This is a genomic window from Nitrospirillum bahiense (assembly GCF_007828025.1).
GTDB lineage: Bacteria > Pseudomonadota > Alphaproteobacteria > Azospirillales > Azospirillaceae > Nitrospirillum > Nitrospirillum amazonense.
The window spans coordinates 1-17,701 of sequence record NZ_VITO01000014.1 but is presented as its reverse complement, the minus strand read 5'-3'; the positions used below and the strand labels follow the sequence as shown (position 1 = coordinate 17,701).

General features: G+C 68.3%; 13 protein-coding genes. 1 reads left to right on the top strand and 12 read right to left on the bottom strand.

The annotated features are described in order from the left end of the window. Nucleotides 1-24: 24 nt before the first annotated feature. The 11 genes from FBZ88_RS19550 to FBZ88_RS19500 form a co-directional block, all read right to left on the bottom strand. A complete protein-coding gene (locus FBZ88_RS19550) occupies nt 25-909 on the bottom strand; it encodes an N-acetylmuramic acid 6-phosphate etherase (RefSeq protein WP_145618848.1) in 885 nt (294 codons plus the stop codon). Then, the gene (locus tag FBZ88_RS19545) at nt 910-2,496 is read right to left on the bottom strand and encodes a sodium:solute symporter family transporter (protein WP_145618847.1); all 1,587 of its coding nucleotides are present in this window, start codon (nt 2,494-2,496) and stop codon (nt 910-912) included. A 94-nt stretch (nt 2,497-2,590) separates the two neighbouring features. Then, nucleotides 2,591-5,323, bottom strand: a complete 2,733-nt coding sequence (locus FBZ88_RS19540; RefSeq protein ID WP_145618846.1) for a TonB-dependent receptor plug domain-containing protein — start codon at nt 5,321-5,323, stop codon at nt 2,591-2,593. A 190-nt stretch (nt 5,324-5,513) separates the two neighbouring features. Next, a complete protein-coding gene (locus FBZ88_RS19535; protein ID WP_145618845.1) occupies nt 5,514-6,641 on the bottom strand; it encodes an anhydro-N-acetylmuramic acid kinase in 1,128 nt (375 codons plus the stop codon). A 213-nt stretch (nt 6,642-6,854) separates the two neighbouring features. Further along, nucleotides 6,855-7,724: a glucosamine kinase nucleotide-binding domain-containing protein gene (locus FBZ88_RS19530; RefSeq protein ID WP_145618844.1), complete on the bottom strand. Its 870-nt coding sequence runs from the start codon at nt 7,722-7,724 to the stop codon at nt 6,855-6,857. Then, on the bottom strand, nt 7,724-8,986 hold the full coding sequence (murA, locus tag FBZ88_RS19525) for a UDP-N-acetylglucosamine 1-carboxyvinyltransferase (RefSeq protein WP_145618843.1): 1,263 nt from the start codon (nt 8,984-8,986) through the stop codon (nt 7,724-7,726). Before murA ends, FBZ88_RS19530 begins: the two co-directional genes overlap by 1 nt. 88 nt (nt 8,987-9,074) lie before the next feature. Beyond that, entirely contained in the window at nt 9,075-10,157 is a 1,083-nt protein-coding gene (locus FBZ88_RS19520; protein ID WP_145618842.1) for a branched-chain amino acid aminotransferase, read from the bottom strand. Between the two features lie 22 nt (nt 10,158-10,179). Continuing rightward, entirely contained in the window at nt 10,180-11,595 is a 1,416-nt protein-coding gene (gene lpdA, locus FBZ88_RS19515; protein WP_145618841.1) for a dihydrolipoyl dehydrogenase, read from the bottom strand. Nucleotides 11,596-11,599: 4 nt separating this feature from the next. After that, on the bottom strand, nt 11,600-12,880 hold the full coding sequence (locus tag FBZ88_RS19510) for a dihydrolipoamide acetyltransferase family protein (protein WP_145618840.1): 1,281 nt from the start codon (nt 12,878-12,880) through the stop codon (nt 11,600-11,602). Between the two features lie 3 nt (nt 12,881-12,883). After that, nucleotides 12,884-13,897: an alpha-ketoacid dehydrogenase subunit beta gene (locus FBZ88_RS19505; RefSeq protein WP_145618839.1), complete on the bottom strand. Its 1,014-nt coding sequence runs from the start codon at nt 13,895-13,897 to the stop codon at nt 12,884-12,886. A 4-nt stretch (nt 13,898-13,901) separates the two neighbouring features. Continuing rightward, nucleotides 13,902-15,155: a thiamine pyrophosphate-dependent enzyme gene (locus FBZ88_RS19500; protein WP_145618838.1), complete on the bottom strand. Its 1,254-nt coding sequence runs from the start codon at nt 15,153-15,155 to the stop codon at nt 13,902-13,904. Between the two features lie 132 nt (nt 15,156-15,287). On the opposite strand from FBZ88_RS19500, the gene FBZ88_RS19495 reads away from it, so the two are divergent. Continuing rightward, on the top strand, nt 15,288-15,761 hold the full coding sequence (locus FBZ88_RS19495) for an Lrp/AsnC family transcriptional regulator (RefSeq protein ID WP_145618837.1): 474 nt from the start codon (nt 15,288-15,290) through the stop codon (nt 15,759-15,761). A 56-nt stretch (nt 15,762-15,817) separates the two neighbouring features. Here FBZ88_RS19495 and FBZ88_RS31015 read toward each other — a convergent pair. Further along, nucleotides 15,818-17,701 (bottom strand): autotransporter family protein (locus FBZ88_RS31015; protein WP_246138751.1); only part of this gene is annotated, 1,884 nt, incomplete at its 5' end.

Genomic DNA, 17,701 nt, shown 5'->3' with positions numbered 1-17,701 from the left:
TCGCAAAAATGGAGAGATTAAACGTCAAAGGGGGCCGTGGGCCAAGGCCGACTTCAGGTCTTTGGGATACAGCGTCAAGAGTGCGTCGGCCTCCGCAGGGGGGCGGCCCGAAGCGACAAGGACGGCCTTGCGGATGTTATAGTCCGAAACCTTCAGCGCGTCCTCCGCCTCTACTTCGGAGGCACCCGTCAATTCCTGTACGATACCGCAGGCACGGCGCGCCAGCTTTTCGTTGGAAACGCGCATGTCCACCATCAGGCCGCGGTAGACCAGTCCTAATCTTAGCATCATTGTCGTGGATAAAAGATTAAGGACGACTTTCTGCGCCGTGCCCGCCTTCATGCGGGTGGAACCGGCGATGGGCTCGCCCCCCGTCTCCGCCAGGATGGGGTGGTCGCTGGCGTTCAACAGGATGCTGCCGGGGTTGTTGGCAATGCCGATGGTCAGGGCGCCGGCCGCCCGCGCCGCCGCTATGCCCGCCACGGTGAAGGGCGTGCGGCCGCTGGCGGCCACGCCGATGGCGACATCGCTGGGGCCCAGGGCCGCCGCGGCGATCTGGGCGCGGGCGTCGGCCTCATCATCCTCCGCCCCTTCCACGCTTTCCGTCACGGCCAAGGTGCCGCCCGCCAGCACGAACACCAGACGGTCGGCCGGCCAATTGTAGGTGGGGGTCAGTTCCACGCCGTCCTGCACCGCGATGCGGCCGGAGGTGCCGGCACCCATGTAGACGATGCGCCCACCGTCACGCAGCCGCTCGGCCGCCGCCTCGCTGGCGGCGGCGATGCGATCCAGCTGACCGTAAACGGAGGACACGGCGGCGAGCTGCCCCTCCAGCATCGCCTCCAGCGCGACCTTGGTCGGCCATTCGGCGATCTCGACGAAGCGTCGGCCGTAGGTTTCGGTGGACATTCAAATCTCCTGAAGGCGCGCGCGCCGCGCGGCGCCATCCGTCTGGCGGACGGCGCGCCCGCACGCGCATATGGCGAAGGCGGCCAGCGTTCCCACGCACAGCTGCCACGGAAAGGCGAGGTTCTGGAGGCCCGCCGGCAGGGACAGGGCCCGGGCCACGGCCGGCTGCAGGGCCAGCACGACGAGGAAGCCGCCGGCCAGCGCCACCATGACCGAGACGCTGGAGCCCCGGTTGGTGAACAGGGCGGTGAAGTAGACACCCAGCAGCCCGGCATAGGCGAAGTTCATGACCGACAGCACGAAGTCCAGCAGCGGCGCCCGGGTGTAGTGCTGCCAGTAGTAGGAGCCGATGGCCATGACCAGGGTGGCGGCGCTGACCGCCGCCATGCCGAAGCGGCCCGCCATGACGTAATGGTGTTCACCCACCTGGTGCCGGGCGGCGTGCCAGGGGCGGTAGAAATCCTGGATCAGCACCGACGACATGGCGTTCAGCGCCGACATGGTGGTGCCCACCGCCGTGGCGATGACGCCGATGGCCATCATGCCGCGGATGCCGGCCGGCGCCTCCGTCAGGATGAAGTGCATGAGGACGGTGATGTCCTCACCCTGGAAGGCGCGGGCGGGGCCGGCGCCGGCCGCCGCGGGCCCGCGATAGAACAGGTAGAGCAGGCTGCCGATGGCGATGAACAGCCAGACGATGGGGATGGCGGCGGCGATGGACAGGTACAGGCCCTTGGCACTGGTGCGCGCGTCACGGCAGGCCAGCAGGCGCTGCGTCGTGTCCTGGTCCAGCGCGTAGTTGCCGATGAACAGCAGCACGATGCCGGTCAGCGACGCCCACAGGCTGAACGGGGCGGAGAGGCTGGCCGTCAGGTCGAACAGGCGCAGCTTGTCATGCCCCCCCTGGGCCCCATCCGGGGCCGCCGACAGGGTTTGGATCATGTCGCCCAGCGGCATGTCCAGGCGGTGCAGCAGCAGCAGCGTGATGCCGATGGCGGCGCCGACATAGACGATGAACTGCAGCAGGTCGATCCAGACGATGGCCTTCAGCCCCTTGTGGAAGGCGAAAAGGAAGGACGCCAGGATGAGGAAGGCGGACGCGACGGAAACGTTGGCCGCCGTGACGGTGCCAAAGATGATCATGGCCACGGCGATGGCCGCCAGATACAGGCGGGCGCCACCGGCGATGATGCGGCCCACCAGGAACATGCCGCCCGCCGCCTTCATGGCCGATGGCCCGAAGCGCTGGCCCAGCAGCTCATACACCGTGGTGACGTTGTTGGCGTAGAAGCGGGGGATGAAGACGTGGGCGACGATCACCACCGCCAGGAAGGCGCCGAGGAAAGTGCTGAGATAGGTGAAATCACCGCGATAACCGAAGTCGGGGCCGCCCAGGAAGGTGGCGGCGGACTGGGTGGTGGCCAGGACCGAGATGGCGGCCAGCCAGGCCGGAACCTGTCCCGACGCCAGGAAATAATCCCGGGCGTCGCCGCTGTCCTGCCGGTTGACGGCGTAGCCCACGCCGGCGACTGCCAGGAAATACAGGCCCACGACCGCCCAGTCCAAGCCGGAGAAAGCGCCACTCATACCACCCCCAAAACCTTTTCCCCCGATGCGGGAGACCCTTCGATTTGCGGCCGCCGGCGGGCACCACCTGATGGCGATGCCCGCCAACTTCCCCTTACTGGCGGAACGTCAGCGCGATGGAAAACACGCGGCCCTCGACATTGTAGGTGTCGGGGAAGGTGTTGAACACGCCGCCGGCGACGAAGGGCGGGTCCTTGTCCAGGATGTTCTGAATGCCGCCGGACACCGAGATGTCCTTGGTCAGCTTGTACGAGCCCGTCAGGTCGAAGTAGTTCTGCGCCGCGATGGTGCCGTTCTGCCCCGGGGCGCTGTTGCGCACCGAGCCGATGCGCGTCCAGGCCAGGCGGACCATGGCGTCATCGAACAGCCAGCTGACGCTGGCGTTGTGGCGGTAGTCCGGCTGCACCAGCGTGGTGCCGTCGCTGGAACAGGTGGCACCGTAGGTGCCGGCGCATTCCAAGGTGGCCACGGCGGCGTTGGGCTGGAACAGGTATGTGGAGACGATATTGGCCTGGTAGGCGAACTGCAGGCCTGCACCAGGCAGCCAGTCCGGCTCCACGAAATAGGTCATGCCGATGTCGAAACCCTTCTGATCCAGCAGGCCCAGGTTCTGGTTGTTGACGTAGGCGTTCGCCAGGTGGCCGTTGGCCGGGTTGCGCGACACCAGCTTGCACAGCGGGTTGTTGGCCGTCGGGTTGGTGATGTAGCAGCTGGTCAGGGCGTTGACCGGCTGGATGACGCCGATCGCCCCGGTCAGGTTCAGCTGGTAATAGTCCACCGTGATGTTCAGGTGGGGGATGAAGGTGGGGGTGATGACCGCCCCGATGGTCTTGGTCTGGCCGGTTTCCGGCTGGATGTTGGCGTTGCCGCCGTAGAAGTACTGGCCCTCAAGGTACGACGGCGCGAAGGAATTGGTCGAACCCACCGCCGGCGCGCCGAAGCGGGCGCACTGGGCGGCGTTGCCGGTGCCCAGCACGCAAGGATCGCCGGCGTAGCGGGGCGCCAGGCGGGCCACCGTCACCAGGTTGTTGAATGGCAGGGACGAGGTGGCGGCCGCGTATTCGCTGAAGTTCGGCGTGCGGATGACGCGCTGCATGGTGCCGCGGAAGCGAATGTTGTCATCCACCGTCCAGGTGAATTCGCCCTTGGGCGTGCCGTCGGCCCCCCACAGCGAGTATTCGGAGTAGCGGTAGGCGCCGCCGACGTCGAAGCCCTTGATCAGCGGCAGGTCCTTCAAGACCGGCACCAGCAATTCGCCGTAGATTTCCTTCACATCGAAGCTGCCGCTGTAGGCGGCCTGCACACCCTGGCGGAAGGTGTTGCCCGTCAGCAGGGCGGAATCCTGCGTGTAGTTGCCGGTCTCGTTGCGGTACTCATAGCCCAGCGAGAAGCCCACCGGGCCCGCCGGCAGGGAGAACAGGTCGGCCGAGGTGCCGCTCAACACGCCGGAGCCGATCAGCTGCTCGCGGGTGCGATGGAAGGCGTCGAAGGTCAGGCCCAGCTGCTTCACGCTGGACTGGTTGGGGCCGAAGAAGTCGATGGTATTGGCCAGCGAGGCGACGTTGTTCACGCCGGCGGCGCTGGTGACCAGGCCGTCGCCGGTGATGGGCGAATCTTCGGTGGAACGGCCGTACTGCACATAGGCGTCCCATTTGATGTTCTTGGTGATGTCACCGCGCAAACCGGTCTGGATCTGCTCCGTCTCGCGGTCGGTGTGATAGGTGATCAGGCCCAGCTCGGCCAGCGACCGGGTGATGCGCATCTGCGCCGTGCCGTTGACGAAGGTCAGCTGGTTGGCGATCTGCGGCGTCAGGAAGGGGTTGTTCTGGCTGATGGAAACGACCTGGTCGATGGACGGCGGATTGGGGCCGGGCGTGCCCGACTCCTCCGTCTTCGCGCGGGTGTACATGGCGCGGCCGTAGAGTTCGACATTGTCGAACAGGTCATAGTGGTAAAGCGCGGTGGCGTTGTAGCGGTTCAGCGGCTCGATCAGCGGGTATTCGCTGCTGATGTTCGAGGTGGCGGACGGGCTGGTGGTGAACTGGCCGCCGCTGTCGAAACCGAATTTGCGCCCGCTGGCCACATCGGTGAAGACGCCGCCCACGTTGGGAATGGTGCTGGCGGGGGTCAGCGCCCATTTGCGCGACCCGGAATCCACCTCATCCCGCTTGGTGTAGTTCAAGGCGACGACGACATGGCCGCGCCCGTTGTTGATGTTGCCGCCGAAGGTCAGATCGGCACCATATTCGGAGCCGCCATGCTGGGCGCTGCGGTCCGTGACCGTGCCCTCGATCCCCTCGAAATCCCGATCCAGGATGAAGTTCACCACGCCGGCCACGGCGTCGGCGCCGTAGACCGCCGCCGCACCGCCCGTCAGCACGTCCACCCGCTTGATCAGCGCCACCGGGATGCTGCCGACATCGACGGAATTGCGGAAGCTGAACGGCGTGGCACGGGTGCCATCGATCAGCACCAGCGACCGGCTCTGCCCGAAGTTGCGCAGGTCGAAGACCTGGGCGCCGAAGGCATCGCTGCCCTGGGAGGAGGCGCGCACGCCACCCGCCAGCTGCGGCAGCTTGGTCGAGAAATCCTGCACGGTCAGCGCCTGCTGCAGGCGAATGTCCTCGGATGAGGTCGAGGCCACCGGGCTGGCCGCCGTCAGGCTGGGCCGGGGAATGCGCGTGCCCGTCACCACGATCTCTTCCAGGCCGGAATCCGCCGGTTCGGCGCCGGCCGAGGCGGCGGTTTGCGCGTAGGCGTTGCCGGCCAGCGCCGGCAGGAAAAGCAACGGTGCCGCCAGCGCGGCACGCCAATGTTTGTTCCGCATGCTCCAAGCCCCCCTGTTTTTTGATGGTCAGATACCACTTTGCGATATCTGCCTGGCTATTTAATACCAATTAGAACCATCAACCGTCAACCGTCGTTTACAGTTTTCCGACAAACCGCAAATGGCGTTGATATACTTGCGAATTTAGCTGGGTCTGGGGAGATAGCGCCGCCCACTGGACCTGAGTGGTCTACCCACGGGCATGCCGGGCCACGCGCCCTCCGGTCAGGGGCCGGGGCACGCCGGTGGTCAGCGGAAAGCTGATGGGCAAGCCGGCCAGGACACGGGCGGCGAGATAGGCGAAGCATTCCGCCTCCACCGCGTCGCCGCGCCAGCCGACCGCCTCGGCCGGTACGACCTCCACCCGGGCGCGCTCGGCCAGGGCCGCCATGATGGCGGGGTTCTTGCGGCCGCCGCCACAGACGATCAGACGCGCCGGACGGACGGGCAGCAGGTCCAGCCCCCGCCCGACCGCGCCGGCGGTGAAGGCGGTCAGGGTCGCGGCACCATCCGCCAGCCCCAGGCCGGCGGCCATGTCGGCGGTGAAGTCATAGCGGTCGAGCGACTTCGGATAAGGCGCCGTCAGGTAGGGGTGGGCCAACAGGCGGGCCAAGCGCGGCTCGTCCACGCGGCCAGACTTGGCCATGGCGCCATCCCGGTCCATCTCCCCCGCGCCATGGCGCCTGATCCAGTCGTTGATGGGGCCGTTGGCGGGCCCGGTGTCGAAGGCCACGAACCGATCGCGCCCATCCCACCAGGTGATGTTGCCCACCCCGCCCAGGTTCAGGACCGCCACCTTCGGGCCGGTGGGCAGCCCCCGCAGCAGCGCCACGTGGTAACTGGCCGAGAGGGGCGCCCCCTGGCCGCCGGCACGCACATCGGCGGTGCGGAAATCATAAACGACATCGATGCCCAATTGATCGGCCATCAGTTGGCCGTCGGCCAATTGGCGGGTGTCGCCGACGCGGCCGGGCACGGGCGCCCGATGCAGCACCGTCTGGCCGTGGAAGCCGATGGCGGCCACCTCATCCGCCGCGATGCCGTTGTCGGCCAGGAACCGGGCCACCGCGTCCGCCTGGGCGCGCGACAGTCGCCGTTCGGCCTCGGCGAAAATTTCCGGATCCGGTCCTTGGAACTGCCAGGCCAAGGCCCGGGCCACCGCGTCGGCCAGCAGGGCGCGCACATCCGCCGGATAGGGCGCCAAGGTCCACGGCCCAAACTCCAGCACCTCGACGCCATCAGTGCGGACGGCCGCGATATCGATCATCCCATCCAGCACCGTGCCCGTCATCAGGCCGATGGCCCATTTCGCCCGCATCGTCTTCTCCAGTCCTTTTTCTTCAATACCACTTGGATCGCACGGCGCCGGAAGCGGCGCACGCGATTGGGGCCGGCGCTTCCACCAGCTTGAAGCCATGCCATTGATGGAATAGCGCGCCCATGCGCCAAGGTGGCACCCCGCCCCGGCCGCTTTTCGCTCAGCGCACGTATACCAGATCAATACCACAAAGACATCATGAAACTGATAAGGTCAGCCCACCGGCCGCCCGGCCAGGGCCAGGGCGCCCGCCACGGCGTCGCCCAGCGTGGGTGACAGGCGGCGGCGCACATCGGGCGCCAGCCAGGCCGAGAGGACGGTGGCCAGGCCGCCGATCAGGCTGACCCTGGGCGCCCCCGCCGACAGCAGCGCGCGCACCAGGTCGTTCACATGCTCCGCCGCGTTCTGGACGACATGGCGGGCCACGGCGTCGCCCTGGTCGGCCTGGCGCACCACCAGGGGGGCGAAGGTGGCATAGTCGGTGGCGGTGGCCGCGTCCATCCAGCCCACCACCGCCATGGGGTCGTCGTGGAAGCGGGCCATCAGCTCCCGCGTCAGGGCGCTGCCCGTCTCCCGCCCGTCATGGGCGCGCAGGGCGTGGCGCAGGGCGCGCAGGCCGAGATAGGCGCCGCTGCCCTCATCGGAGATGGGGAAGCCATAGCCGCCGAACCGCACCTCCCGCCCCGCGACACGGCCAATGGCGCAGGACCCGGTGCCGACGATGACGATGCCGCCATCGTGGCCGCCGTGGGCGCCCAGGCAGGCGATCATCGCGTCGCTGGTGAAGGCCAGGCTGCCGTAGGGGTGCGGCATGGCTTCCAGGCCCGCGCGGGCGCCAGGGCGGCCGATCCCGGCCACGCCGACGCCGGCATGGACACGGCCCCAGTGCCGCTCATCCAACCCAGCCTCTTTCAGGGCGTGCCCCGCCGCCGTCTGGATGGCCCGCCACGACGCCTCGACGCCGAAGCGGGTGGCGGCGGGGCCGGAGATGCCCTGGCCAAGGACGGCGCCGGCCGCGTCCTCCAACCGCGCCCGGCAGCCGGTGCCCCCGCCATCCACCCCCAGGTACAGCGCGTCGCCCATCAGCCGGGAACCCGCTCGATGTCGGCGCCGCAGCGCACCAGCTTGCGCGCCAGATCCTCATAGCCGCGATCCAGGTGGTAGATGCGGTTGACCACCGTCTCCCCCTCCGCCACCAGGCCCGCCAGGATGAGGCAGACGGAGGCGCGCAGATCCGTCGCCATGACCGGGGCGCCGCGCAGCCGTGGCACCCCGCGCACCAGCACGGTGGTGCCGCGCAGGGTGAGGTCGGCGCCCAGCCGCGCCAGTTCAGGCACGTGCATGAAGCGGTTCTCGAAGATGGTCTCGCGGATGACCGCGGCCCCCTCCGCCACCGACATCAGGGCCATGAACTGGGCCTGAAGATCGGTCGGGAAGCCGGGGAAGGGTTCGGTGGAAATGTCGATGGCGCGCAAGACGCCGGCGCGTTCCACCATCAGCCCCCGGTCGGTGGGGTAGACGCTGGCCCCCACCCGCTCAAGGATCTGGCATTGGGCGGCCATATGTTCCAGGCGCGCGCCGATCAATTCCAGCCGGCCGCCGGTGATGGCGGCGGCCACGGCATAGGTGCCGGCCTCGATACGGTCGGGGATCAGGCTGTGTGTGGCCGGGCGGAAGGCGGTGGGGCCTTGGATGAGGATGCGCGCCGTGCCCGCCCCCTCGATGCGCGCGCCCATGGCCGCCAGGCAGGCGGCCAGGTCGGCCACCTCCGGCTCCCGCGCGGCGTTCAGGATTTCCGTCTCTCCCCGTGCCGCCACCGCCGCCATCAGCGCCGTCTCCGTGGCGCCGACGGAGGGCATGGCCAGGACGATGCGGCCGCCGGTCAACCCACCCTTGGGGGCCTGCGCGGTGACATAACCGCCATCGACCTCCACCTCCGCCCCCAGGGCGCGCAAGGCCTTCAGATGCAGGTCGATCGGCCGGGCACCGATGGCGCAGCCACCGGGCAAAGAGACGCGGGCGGCACCGAAACGCGCCAGCAGCGGCCCCAGCACCAGCGCCGTAGCCCGGGCGCGCCGCACCGTGTCGTAATGCGCCTCGGCATTGACGGCGGCGCCGGCGTCCAGGGTCACCTGATGCGCCTGCCCGCCCGCCACCCGGACGCCATAGCCGCGCGCCAGGGCCAGCATGGTTTCCACATCGGTGATGGCCGGCAGGTTGGCCAGGGTCAGGGGCTGGTCGCTGACCAGGCTGGCGGCGATCAGCGGCAGGGCCGCGTTCTTCGCCCCGGCGATGTCGACCGTCCCTGCCAACACCCGCCCACCACGGACGACCAAACGATCCATGCGCGCCCCTGCCCTTTCATGCTGTCGGCGGCGGAAACGCCAGCCCCCAAGGGATCATGCCAGCTGAAGAAGTGGTCGCAAACTGGTTTTAGAGAACGCGGCGGATCCAGCCATCCACCAACGGGGCCTGGCTGCCGCGCTGCATGCTGACCAGGCGTTCACGCAGGCTGGCCGTGGTCGACCCGCCCTCACCATTGCCGATGACGAAGTCGCCCTCGGCCGTGCGCACGGTGCCGATGGGCGCCAGCACGGCGGCGGTGCCGCAGGCGAAGGCCTCGCGCACCCGGCCGGTGGCGGCGTCCTCCTTCCACTGCGCCAGGGTATACGGCTGCTCCACCACCGTGTGGCCCAGGCTGCGCGCCAGCTGGATGATGCTGTCGCGGGTGATGCCGGGCAGGATGGTGCCGCTGAGCGGCGGGGTCAGCAGACTGCCGTCGTCACGGACGAAGAAGACGTTCATGCCGCCCAGCTCCTCGATCCAGCGATGCTCCGCCGCGTCCAGGAACACCACCTGGTCGCAGCCGTGCTTGCTGGCCTCCAGCTGGGCGATCAGGCTGGCGGCGTAGTTGCCACCGCACTTGGCCGCACCGGTGCCGCCGGGGGCGGCGCGCGTGTAGTTCTCCGGCGCCCAGATGGTGATGGCCTTGGCCCCGCCCTTAAAGTACGCGCCCACCGGGCAGGCGATGACACAGAAGACGTACTCCGACGCCGGCCGCACACCCAGAAAGGCCTCATTGGCGAACATGAAGGGCCGGATGTACAGGCTGGCGCCCTCGCCGCCGGGGATCCAGGCCTGGTCGATGCGCACCAGCTGCTCCACCGCCTCCAGGAACAGCTCCTCCGGGATCAGCGGCATGGCCATGCGCTCGGCCGAGTCCCGAAAGCGCTTGGCATTGGCGTCGGGCCGGAACAGCGTCACGCCACCGTCCGCCGCGCGATAGGCCTTCATGCCCTCGAAGATTTCCTGGGCGTAGTGCAGCACGGCCGCCGCCGGATCGAGCGCGAACGGCACCCGCGCCGTGACCTTGGCATCATGCCAGCCCTGGCCCTCCGTCCAGCGGATCGTCACCATGTGGTCGGTGAATACCTTGCCGAAGCCGGGGTTTTCCAGGATGCGGGCCAGGGTAGCGGCGTCGGTGGGGGTGGCGGTGCGCTCGATGGTGAAGGTCATGGTGGTTCCAAATGTGCCGGGATCAGATGTGGATAGCGTGGCCCAGGGCCTTCAGGGCGCTTTCGTGTACGCCCTCGCTTAACGTCGGATGGGCGTGGATGATGCCGGCCACATCCTCCAGCACGGCGCCCATCTCCAACAGCGTGGCAAACTCGCCGGCCAGTTCGGAGATATGGCGGCCCACGGCCTGCAGGCCCAGGATGCGGTGGTCGGCCTTGCGCGCCACCACCCGGACGAAACCGCCGTCGTCGCCCGCGTCCATGGACAGGGCGCGGCCGTTGGCGGCCCAGGGGAATTGCCCCACCACCGTCTCGATGCCCGCCGGCACCTCGTCGGGGCCTAAGCCCACCGTCACGATCTCCGGCTCCGTGAAGCAGACCGCCACAATCGATACGGGATCGAAACGACGGCGCTTTCCGGCGATGATCTCCGCCACCATCTCGCCCTGGGCGGACGCCTTGTGCGCCAGCATGGGCTCGCCCACCACGTCGCCGATGGCGTAGACGCCCGTCGTCGGTGTGGCGCAGCGGTCGTCCACGGCGATGAAGCGGCCGTTCATGGCCAGGCCCATGGCCTCGCGCCCCCAGCCCTCGGTATTGGGCCGGCGCCCGACCGTGACCAGGATTTGGTCGGCCGGCAGCACTTGGCGCTGGCCATCCTGGGTCTCTATAGCCGGGCCCTCGCCTTCCTGGCCGAGGGCCTTGGCGCCCAGATGCACCGTGACACCGTGCTTTTCCAGCCAACGGCGCACCGGCTGGGTCAGCTGGGCATCGTACAACGGCAGGATGCGGTCCTGCGCCTCCACCACCGTGACCTGGGCGCCCAGCTTGGCGTAGGCGATGCCCAGTTCCAGGCCGATATAGCCGGCACCCACCACGACCAGCCGCTTGGGCACCGCCGACAGCGACAGGGCGCCGGTGGAGGACATGACTTTATCGCCGAACGGCAGGTTGGGCAGTTCCACCGGCAGCGAACCGGTGGCCAGGATGACGTTTTCCGCCACCACGGTGACGGGGCCGTCCGTCGTCTCCACGGTGCAGCGCTTGGCATCGCTGAACACGGCCCTACCGGCCAGGGTGCGCACCTTCGCCCGCTTCAGCAGCGCGGTGACCCCGCCGTTCAGCCGATCGACCACGCCCTCCTTCCAGGCCATGGTCTCGGCAAAGTTCAATTCCGGCTTGGCGTCCAGATGGATGCCGAAGCGGCCGGACGAGGCCGCCGCCAAGGTCATTTCCTCATAGAGGCCGGCGGCATGGATCAGCGCCTTGGACGGGATGCAGCCCCGGATGAGGCAGGTTCCGCCCAGGCGGTCGGCATCCACCAGCACGGTATCCAGCCCCAGCTGGCCGGCGCGGATGGCGGCGACGTAGCCGCCGGGCCCGCCGCCGACAACAAGCACGCCAGCATTGAGGACGGGTGTCTTGATGGTCTCGGCCATGACGTCAGTCCATGAAGATAAGGGCGGGGTGTTCCAGCAGGCGCTTCAGCCGCTGGATGAAACGGGCGGCGTCATAGCCGTCGACGATGCGGTGATCGAAGGAGGACGACAGGTTCATCATCCGGCGCACGGTGATGAAGGACCCGTTGACCACCGGCCGCTCCACCAGCTTGTTGGGGCCGATGATGGCGACCTCGGGATGGTTGATCACCGGCGTGGCGGCGATGCCGCCCAGGGGGCCCAGGCTGGTCAGGGTGATGGTGGACCCGCTCAACTCATCGCGTGACGCGCTGCCGTCGCGCGCGGCCTTGGACACCCGCGCCAGCTCGGCGGCGCAATCCCACAGGTCGCGCGTCTCGGCATGGCGTACCACCGGCACGATCAGGCCGTTCGGCGTCTGCGTGGCGATGCCGATGTGCACGCCCTCATAGGTGTGCAGCACCCCGGCATCGTCGTCATAGCGGCTGTTGATATGCGGGAACTCAGGCAGGATGCGCACCACCGCGCGCATGAAGAAAGGCAGCAGGGTCAGCTTGGGCTGGTCCGGCTGCTTGTTCTCGTTCAGGTCCTGGCGCAGGGCCTCCAGCTCCGTCAGGTCGCATTCCTCCACATAGGTGAAGTGGGGGATGCGGCGCTTGGAATCCTGCATCTTCTCCGCGATCTTGCGGCGCAGGCCGATGATCTTGGTCTCATCCACGCCGTCCCGCGCGGTATAGCGCGCGTCGCCCGTGGGGATGGCGCCGCCGCCGGCGATATAGGCGTCCAGATCCTCCGGCGTGATGCGGCCGCCGGGGCCGGTGCCGGGCACGTACTGCAGCGGGATGCCCAGCTCATGCGCCCGCCGCCGGGTGGCCGGGGCGGCCAGGGGCGCATCCTCGGCCAAGCGGGTGGTGAAGGCCGCCGCCTTCGCCTTGGCCGGCTGCGGCTTGGGCTGCTCCACCGGCTTGGGCGCCGGCTTAGTGTCACCCTTCACCGGTTCCGGTTTCGGTTCCGGCTTGGCCTCCGCCTTGGGTGCCGGGCGGGCGGCGTCGGCGTTGCCGGCCCCCTCCACCTCCAGTTCCACCAGCACGCTGCCCACGGCCATCATCTGGCCGACCTCGCCATGGATGGCGGTGACCACGCCATCCAGGGGGGCACTCATTTCCACCGTGGCCTTGTCGGTCATGACATCGACCAGATCCTGGTCCTCGCGCACATGGTCGCCCGGCTGCACCCGCCATTTGACGATCTCGGCCTCGACCACGCCTTCGCCCACGTCAGGCAGGCGGAACAGATAAGTGCCCATGGGTCAGTCCTCCATGACGCGCTTCAGGGCGGCGGCAAGGCGCGCGGGCCCGGGGAAATAGTCCCACTCGAAAGCATGCGGATAGGGCGTGTCCCAGCCCGCTACCCGGCCGATGGGGCTTTTCAGGTGATAGAAGCAACGCTCCTGCAGCAGGGCCGACAGCTCGCCGCCGAAGCCGCCGAAGCGCGAAGCCTCATGCAGGATGACGCAGCGGCCGGTCTTCTTGACCGAGGCGACGATGGTGTCGATGTCCAGCGGCACGATGCTGCGCAGGTCGATCAGCTCGGCATCTACGCCCGATTCCTCGATGCCCGACTTGGCCACGTGCACCATGGTGCCATAGGCCAGCACCGTCGCCTCGCGCCCTTCCCTCACCACCGCCGCCTTGCCCAGCGGCACGGTGTAGTGCCCCTCCGGCACGTCGGAGCCCGGGGATTCGGCCCAGGTCTTCAACGCACGATCGTGGTGGCCGTCGAAGGGGCCATTGTAGATGCGCTTGGGCTCCAGGAAAATGACGGGGTCGTCATCCTCGATGGACGCGATCAGCAGGCCCTTGGCGTCATAGGGGTTGGAGGGGATGACCGTCTTCAGGCCGGTCACGTGGGCGAAGATGGCCTCCGGGCTTTGGCTGTGGGTCTGCCCGCCGAAGATGCCGCCGCCGTAGGGGGAGCGCACGGTGATGGGCGCCCAGAACTCCCCGCCGGAGCGGTAGCGCAGGCGGGCGGCCTCCGACACCAGCTGGTCGAAAGCCGGCAGGATGTAGTCGGCGAACTGGATTTCCGCCACCGGGCGCAGGCCGTAGGCGCCCATGCCGATGGCGGTGGCGATGATGCCGCCCTCGGAAATGGGCGTGTCGAAGCAGCGCTTCAGCCCATGCTTCTTCTGCAGTCCGTCGGTCACGCGGAAGACGCCGCCGAAATAGCCCACGTCTTCGCCAAACACCAGGACGTCGGGATCGCGCGTCATCATCACATCCAGGGCGGAGTTCAACGCCTGGATCATGTCCATCTTGGGCATGGGATCAGACCCCCAGTTCACGGCGCTGTTCCAGGACGCGCCAGTCGGGCTCCTTGAACACGTCTTCGAACATCTGGCGCACGGGCGGCTTGGACTGGCCCAGCGTGCCGATGCGTTCGCCTTCCTTCACAGCGGCGCGCACGCCGTCGGCCAGTTCCGCCTCCATCTGGGTGTGGCGCTCGGCCGACCATTCGCCGCGCGCGATCAGGTGGGCCTTCAGCCGTTCGATGGGGTCGCCCAGGGGCCAGCACGCCGCCTCCTCCGCCGGGCGATACTTGCTGGGATCGTCGCTGGTGGAATGGCCGGCGGCGCGATAGGTCACGAACTCGATCAGGGTGGCGCCCTTGTTGGTGCGCGCCCGCTCCGCCGCCCAGACGGTGGCGGCCCACACCGCCAGGAAGTCGTTGCCGTCCACCCGCAGGCCGGGCAGGCCGTAGGCGATGGCCTTGGCGGCAAAGGTGGTGGATTCCGCCCCGGCGATGCCGGCGTAGCTGGAAATGGCCCACTGGTTGTTGGTGACGCACAGGATGACCGGGGCGCGGTAGACGGCGGCGAAGGTCAGCGCCTCATGGAAGTCACCCTCCGCCGTGGTGCCGTCGCCGACATAGGCCAGCGCGATCTTGGTGTCGCCGCGATAGGCCGAAGCCATGGCCCAGCCCACCGCCTGGCTGAAGCGCGTGCCCAGATTGCCCGACAGCGAATAGAAGCCGTAGTCGCGGGCGGAAAACAGGATGGGCAGCTGGCGGCCCTTCAGCGGGTCGCCCTCGTTGGAGAAGATCTGGTTGACCAGGTCGAGCATGGGATAATCCCGCGCCCACAGCCAGCTCAGCACCCGGTACGTGGGGAAGCACATGTCGTCACGGTCCAGCATCATGGACTGGGCGGCGCCGATGGCCTCCTCCCCCGTCGACTTCATGTAGAAGCTGGTCTTGCCCTGGCGCTGGGCACGGAACATGCGGTCGTCGAAGGCGCGGGTCTGGGCCATGACCTTGAGGCCGCGACGCAGCGTCTCGGCATCCAGGCCGGGATCCCAGGGGCCAACCGCGTTGCCTTCGTCATCCAGCACGCGGATAAGGCCGTAGGGCAGGTCGCGCATCTCCGGCTCCGCCACGCCGGGATCCGGCCGCCGGATGGCCCCGGCGGGGGAAAAGGGCAGATGGTCGAAGCGGGGCGCCTGGCCCGGCCGGGCCGGCGGCTCCGGTATGTGCAGCTGCAACGGCGGCCGGTTCGGCGCGCCGATTGGGTCTTGGGGCGACATGTTTCCTGGTCCCTCCCGTGCCTTCCTGTTGCCTTCTAGGATGTGGGGTGGGACCTGGAAAAAAAATATCTGATACGCCTTAAGTCAGCCCGTAATAGAAATGGAGAGCGCGCAAAACGGGGGGATTTTAGGATGGCGATTGCGTTGGACCGGATCGACCGGCGTATCCTGCTGGCCTTGCAGGATAATCCCGACATCTCCACCGCCGACCTGGCGGCCAAGGTCGGCCTGTCGCACACCCCCTGCTGGCGCCGCCTGAAGCGGCTGGAGGAGGACGGCATCATCCTGGGCCGGGCCCTGCTCCTGAATGCCAAGGCTCTGGACCTGCCCATCACCGTCTTCGCCGAGGTGCGGCTGAAACAACATGACGAGGACACGCTGGAGGCGCTGGAGCAGGTGGTGCGCACCCGGACGGAGATCGTGGAGTGTTTCTGCATGGCCGGCGGCGAGGGCGACTACCTCATGCGCATCATTGTCAGCAGCGTGGAAAGCTATGAGCATTTCCTGAAAAAGGTGCTGCTGCACCTGCCGGGTGTGGCGGCCGTCAATTCCCGCTTCGCCCTCAGCTGCGTCAAGCTGACCACCAGCCTGCCCATCGTGGCCTGAAACCACCCGGTTCCTGAAAAAGAAGGGCGCCGGCCTTGGTTGCCGACGCCCTTCTCTTAAAAGTCCCAGCTGGCCCGCAAGACGCCGGAGTGGCCCTGGTAGTCGTGACGGAACTCGCCATTGTACTCCAGGCGCAGCTTGAAGCCGTCCGACTGCTCCACCGTGGCGCCCAGGGCCAGGCCCAGGCCGTCGGCCTGCGGCCGGCCGGTGGTGCTGGCGAAGGTCACGCCCGCCAGCGCGCCGGTGGTGGCGATGGGGCCGTTCAGGTAGTCGTGCACCCAGAACACCCGCAGGTCAGGGAACAGGCGGCCAATGCCGGTATCGATGCGGGTGTCCAACTTCACGCCCACCTCGTGGGTGATGGCGTTGGTCACCAGGGCATCGATGTCCAGGTTGGCCGGGCCCGCGTCCCGTTCCCGGTAGTCGTGGTTGGTCAGCCGCACGGCCCGCACGCTGATCTGCGGCGTCAAGGTGAAGTCGGTGGCCATCGGCAGGTCGTAACCCACCGTCACCTTGCCCAGATACTGCTCTCCGCCATAGTTGGCGTTGGCGCGGGCCCCCAGGAACTGGATGATGCGGCGCTGGTCATAGTGGTTGTAGCCCCAGCCCACCTGGCCTTCGATCGACAGGCGCTGATCCGCCCAATCGGGCCGCCAGACGCTGTAGGCGGTCAGCTGATAGCTGCCTACCCGCGTGGTGCTGCCCGCCATGACGCCCTGGCCCACCGACGCGCTGTTCACCCAGCTGAAGGCCAGGCCGGCCATGACCTCGTCGCTGGCGAACCAGTCGGCGCCCAGCACCAGGCCGCTGCTGCTGGCGCGATAGCCCGCCGCCTCCGTCGTCGTGCCGCGCAGGACGCCGCCGCCCAGGATTTCGCCCCAGATGACGCCCTCGCGGCCTTCCGAACCGGCGGCGGCACCTTTCGCCGATCCGTCCATCAGGCTGGCCACCGTTTCCTGATGCTGGCTGATGGCTGTCGTCGTCGGCGTGACCGCCGTCGCCGTCAGCTGCGGCGTCAGCTGGCTGGGGGCCAGCTGCGCCACGGCCACCTGCTTGGCCTCCGCCGACAGTTTCGCCAGGGGTGCCAGTACCTGCTGCGTGAACGCCGCCACCTGCGCGTTGCTGGAGATGGACGAGGAGGCCAGCGCGGCGATCTGGTCCAGGGCGGCGCCCGAGCCCACCGCCGCACCGCCCTGGGCCACGCCCACGGCCGTGTAGTTGGTGGTGGTCCCCGCCACCGTCACCAGCAGGTCGGTGGTGCCGCCCACCGTGACGGTGGCGGAGCTGACGGTGTAACCCGTGGCGTTGAAGCTGACGCCACTGAGGCTGAGGCCGCCGCCTGCCGCAGCGATGGTGTAGGTGCCGGCCTGCAGGGCGTTGCCGCCGGCCCCCTGCAGCGTCACCGATCCGCCCGTCAGGCTGGCGCCGCCGCTGATCACCAGGGTGCCGTAGCTGGTCTGCGACGTGGCGCCGATGACCAGGCTGCCGGCCGTCTGGCTGTAGCTGCCGGTGATGTTCACGGCGCTGGTCACCAGCAGGGTCGCCCCGCTGTTGATCACGCTGTGCCCGGTGACGTTCACCGCGTCCGTCAACCGCACCGCGCCGCTGGTGAAGCGCAGGTTGGACAGGCGGTTGTCGATGGTGCCGCCGGTGAACACGCCCGGCGCGGCATCCGTACCGCCCATAATCGCCAGGTCGTTAGCCGACAGGTTCACGACGTTGCCCGTGACGGTGCCACTATTGGCCAGCGTGCCCAGGGTGCCCGTGGCCGCGATGTACAGCGCCGTGGCGCCGCCCACCGTGTTGGCCAGCGTGCCCGTGACGTTCAGCGTATCCAGGCTGGCCCCGATATAATCGTTGCCCGCCGCCGCCAGCAGGTTGCTGCCGCTGGTCACGGCCGTGGCACTGAGGCCGGTGATGCCGCTGGTGACCGTGGCGCC

Coding starts and splice junctions, on each gene's coding strand:
- FBZ88_RS19550 (WP_145618848.1), bottom strand. CDS start 909: ATGTCCACCGAAACCTACGGCCGACGCTTCGTCGAGATCGCCGAATGG.
- FBZ88_RS19545 (WP_145618847.1), bottom strand. CDS start 2,496: ATGAGTGGCGCTTTCTCCGGCTTGGACTGGGCGGTCGTGGGCCTGTAT.
- FBZ88_RS19540 (WP_145618846.1), bottom strand. CDS start 5,323: ATGCGGAACAAACATTGGCGTGCCGCGCTGGCGGCACCGTTGCTTTTC.
- FBZ88_RS19535 (WP_145618845.1), bottom strand. CDS start 6,641: ATGCGGGCGAAATGGGCCATCGGCCTGATGACGGGCACGGTGCTGGAT.
- FBZ88_RS19530 (WP_145618844.1), bottom strand. CDS start 7,724: ATGGGCGACGCGCTGTACCTGGGGGTGGATGGCGGGGGCACCGGCTGC.
- murA (WP_145618843.1), bottom strand. CDS start 8,986: ATGGATCGTTTGGTCGTCCGTGGTGGGCGGGTGTTGGCAGGGACGGTC.
- FBZ88_RS19520 (WP_145618842.1), bottom strand. CDS start 10,157: ATGACCTTCACCATCGAGCGCACCGCCACCCCCACCGACGCCGCTACC.
- lpdA (WP_145618841.1), bottom strand. CDS start 11,595: ATGGCCGAGACCATCAAGACACCCGTCCTCAATGCTGGCGTGCTTGTT.
- FBZ88_RS19510 (WP_145618840.1), bottom strand. CDS start 12,880: ATGGGCACTTATCTGTTCCGCCTGCCTGACGTGGGCGAAGGCGTGGTC.
- FBZ88_RS19505 (WP_145618839.1), bottom strand. CDS start 13,897: ATGCCCAAGATGGACATGATCCAGGCGTTGAACTCCGCCCTGGATGTG.
- FBZ88_RS19500 (WP_145618838.1), bottom strand. CDS start 15,155: ATGTCGCCCCAAGACCCAATCGGCGCGCCGAACCGGCCGCCGTTGCAG.
- FBZ88_RS19495 (WP_145618837.1), top strand. CDS start 15,288: ATGGCGATTGCGTTGGACCGGATCGACCGGCGTATCCTGCTGGCCTTG.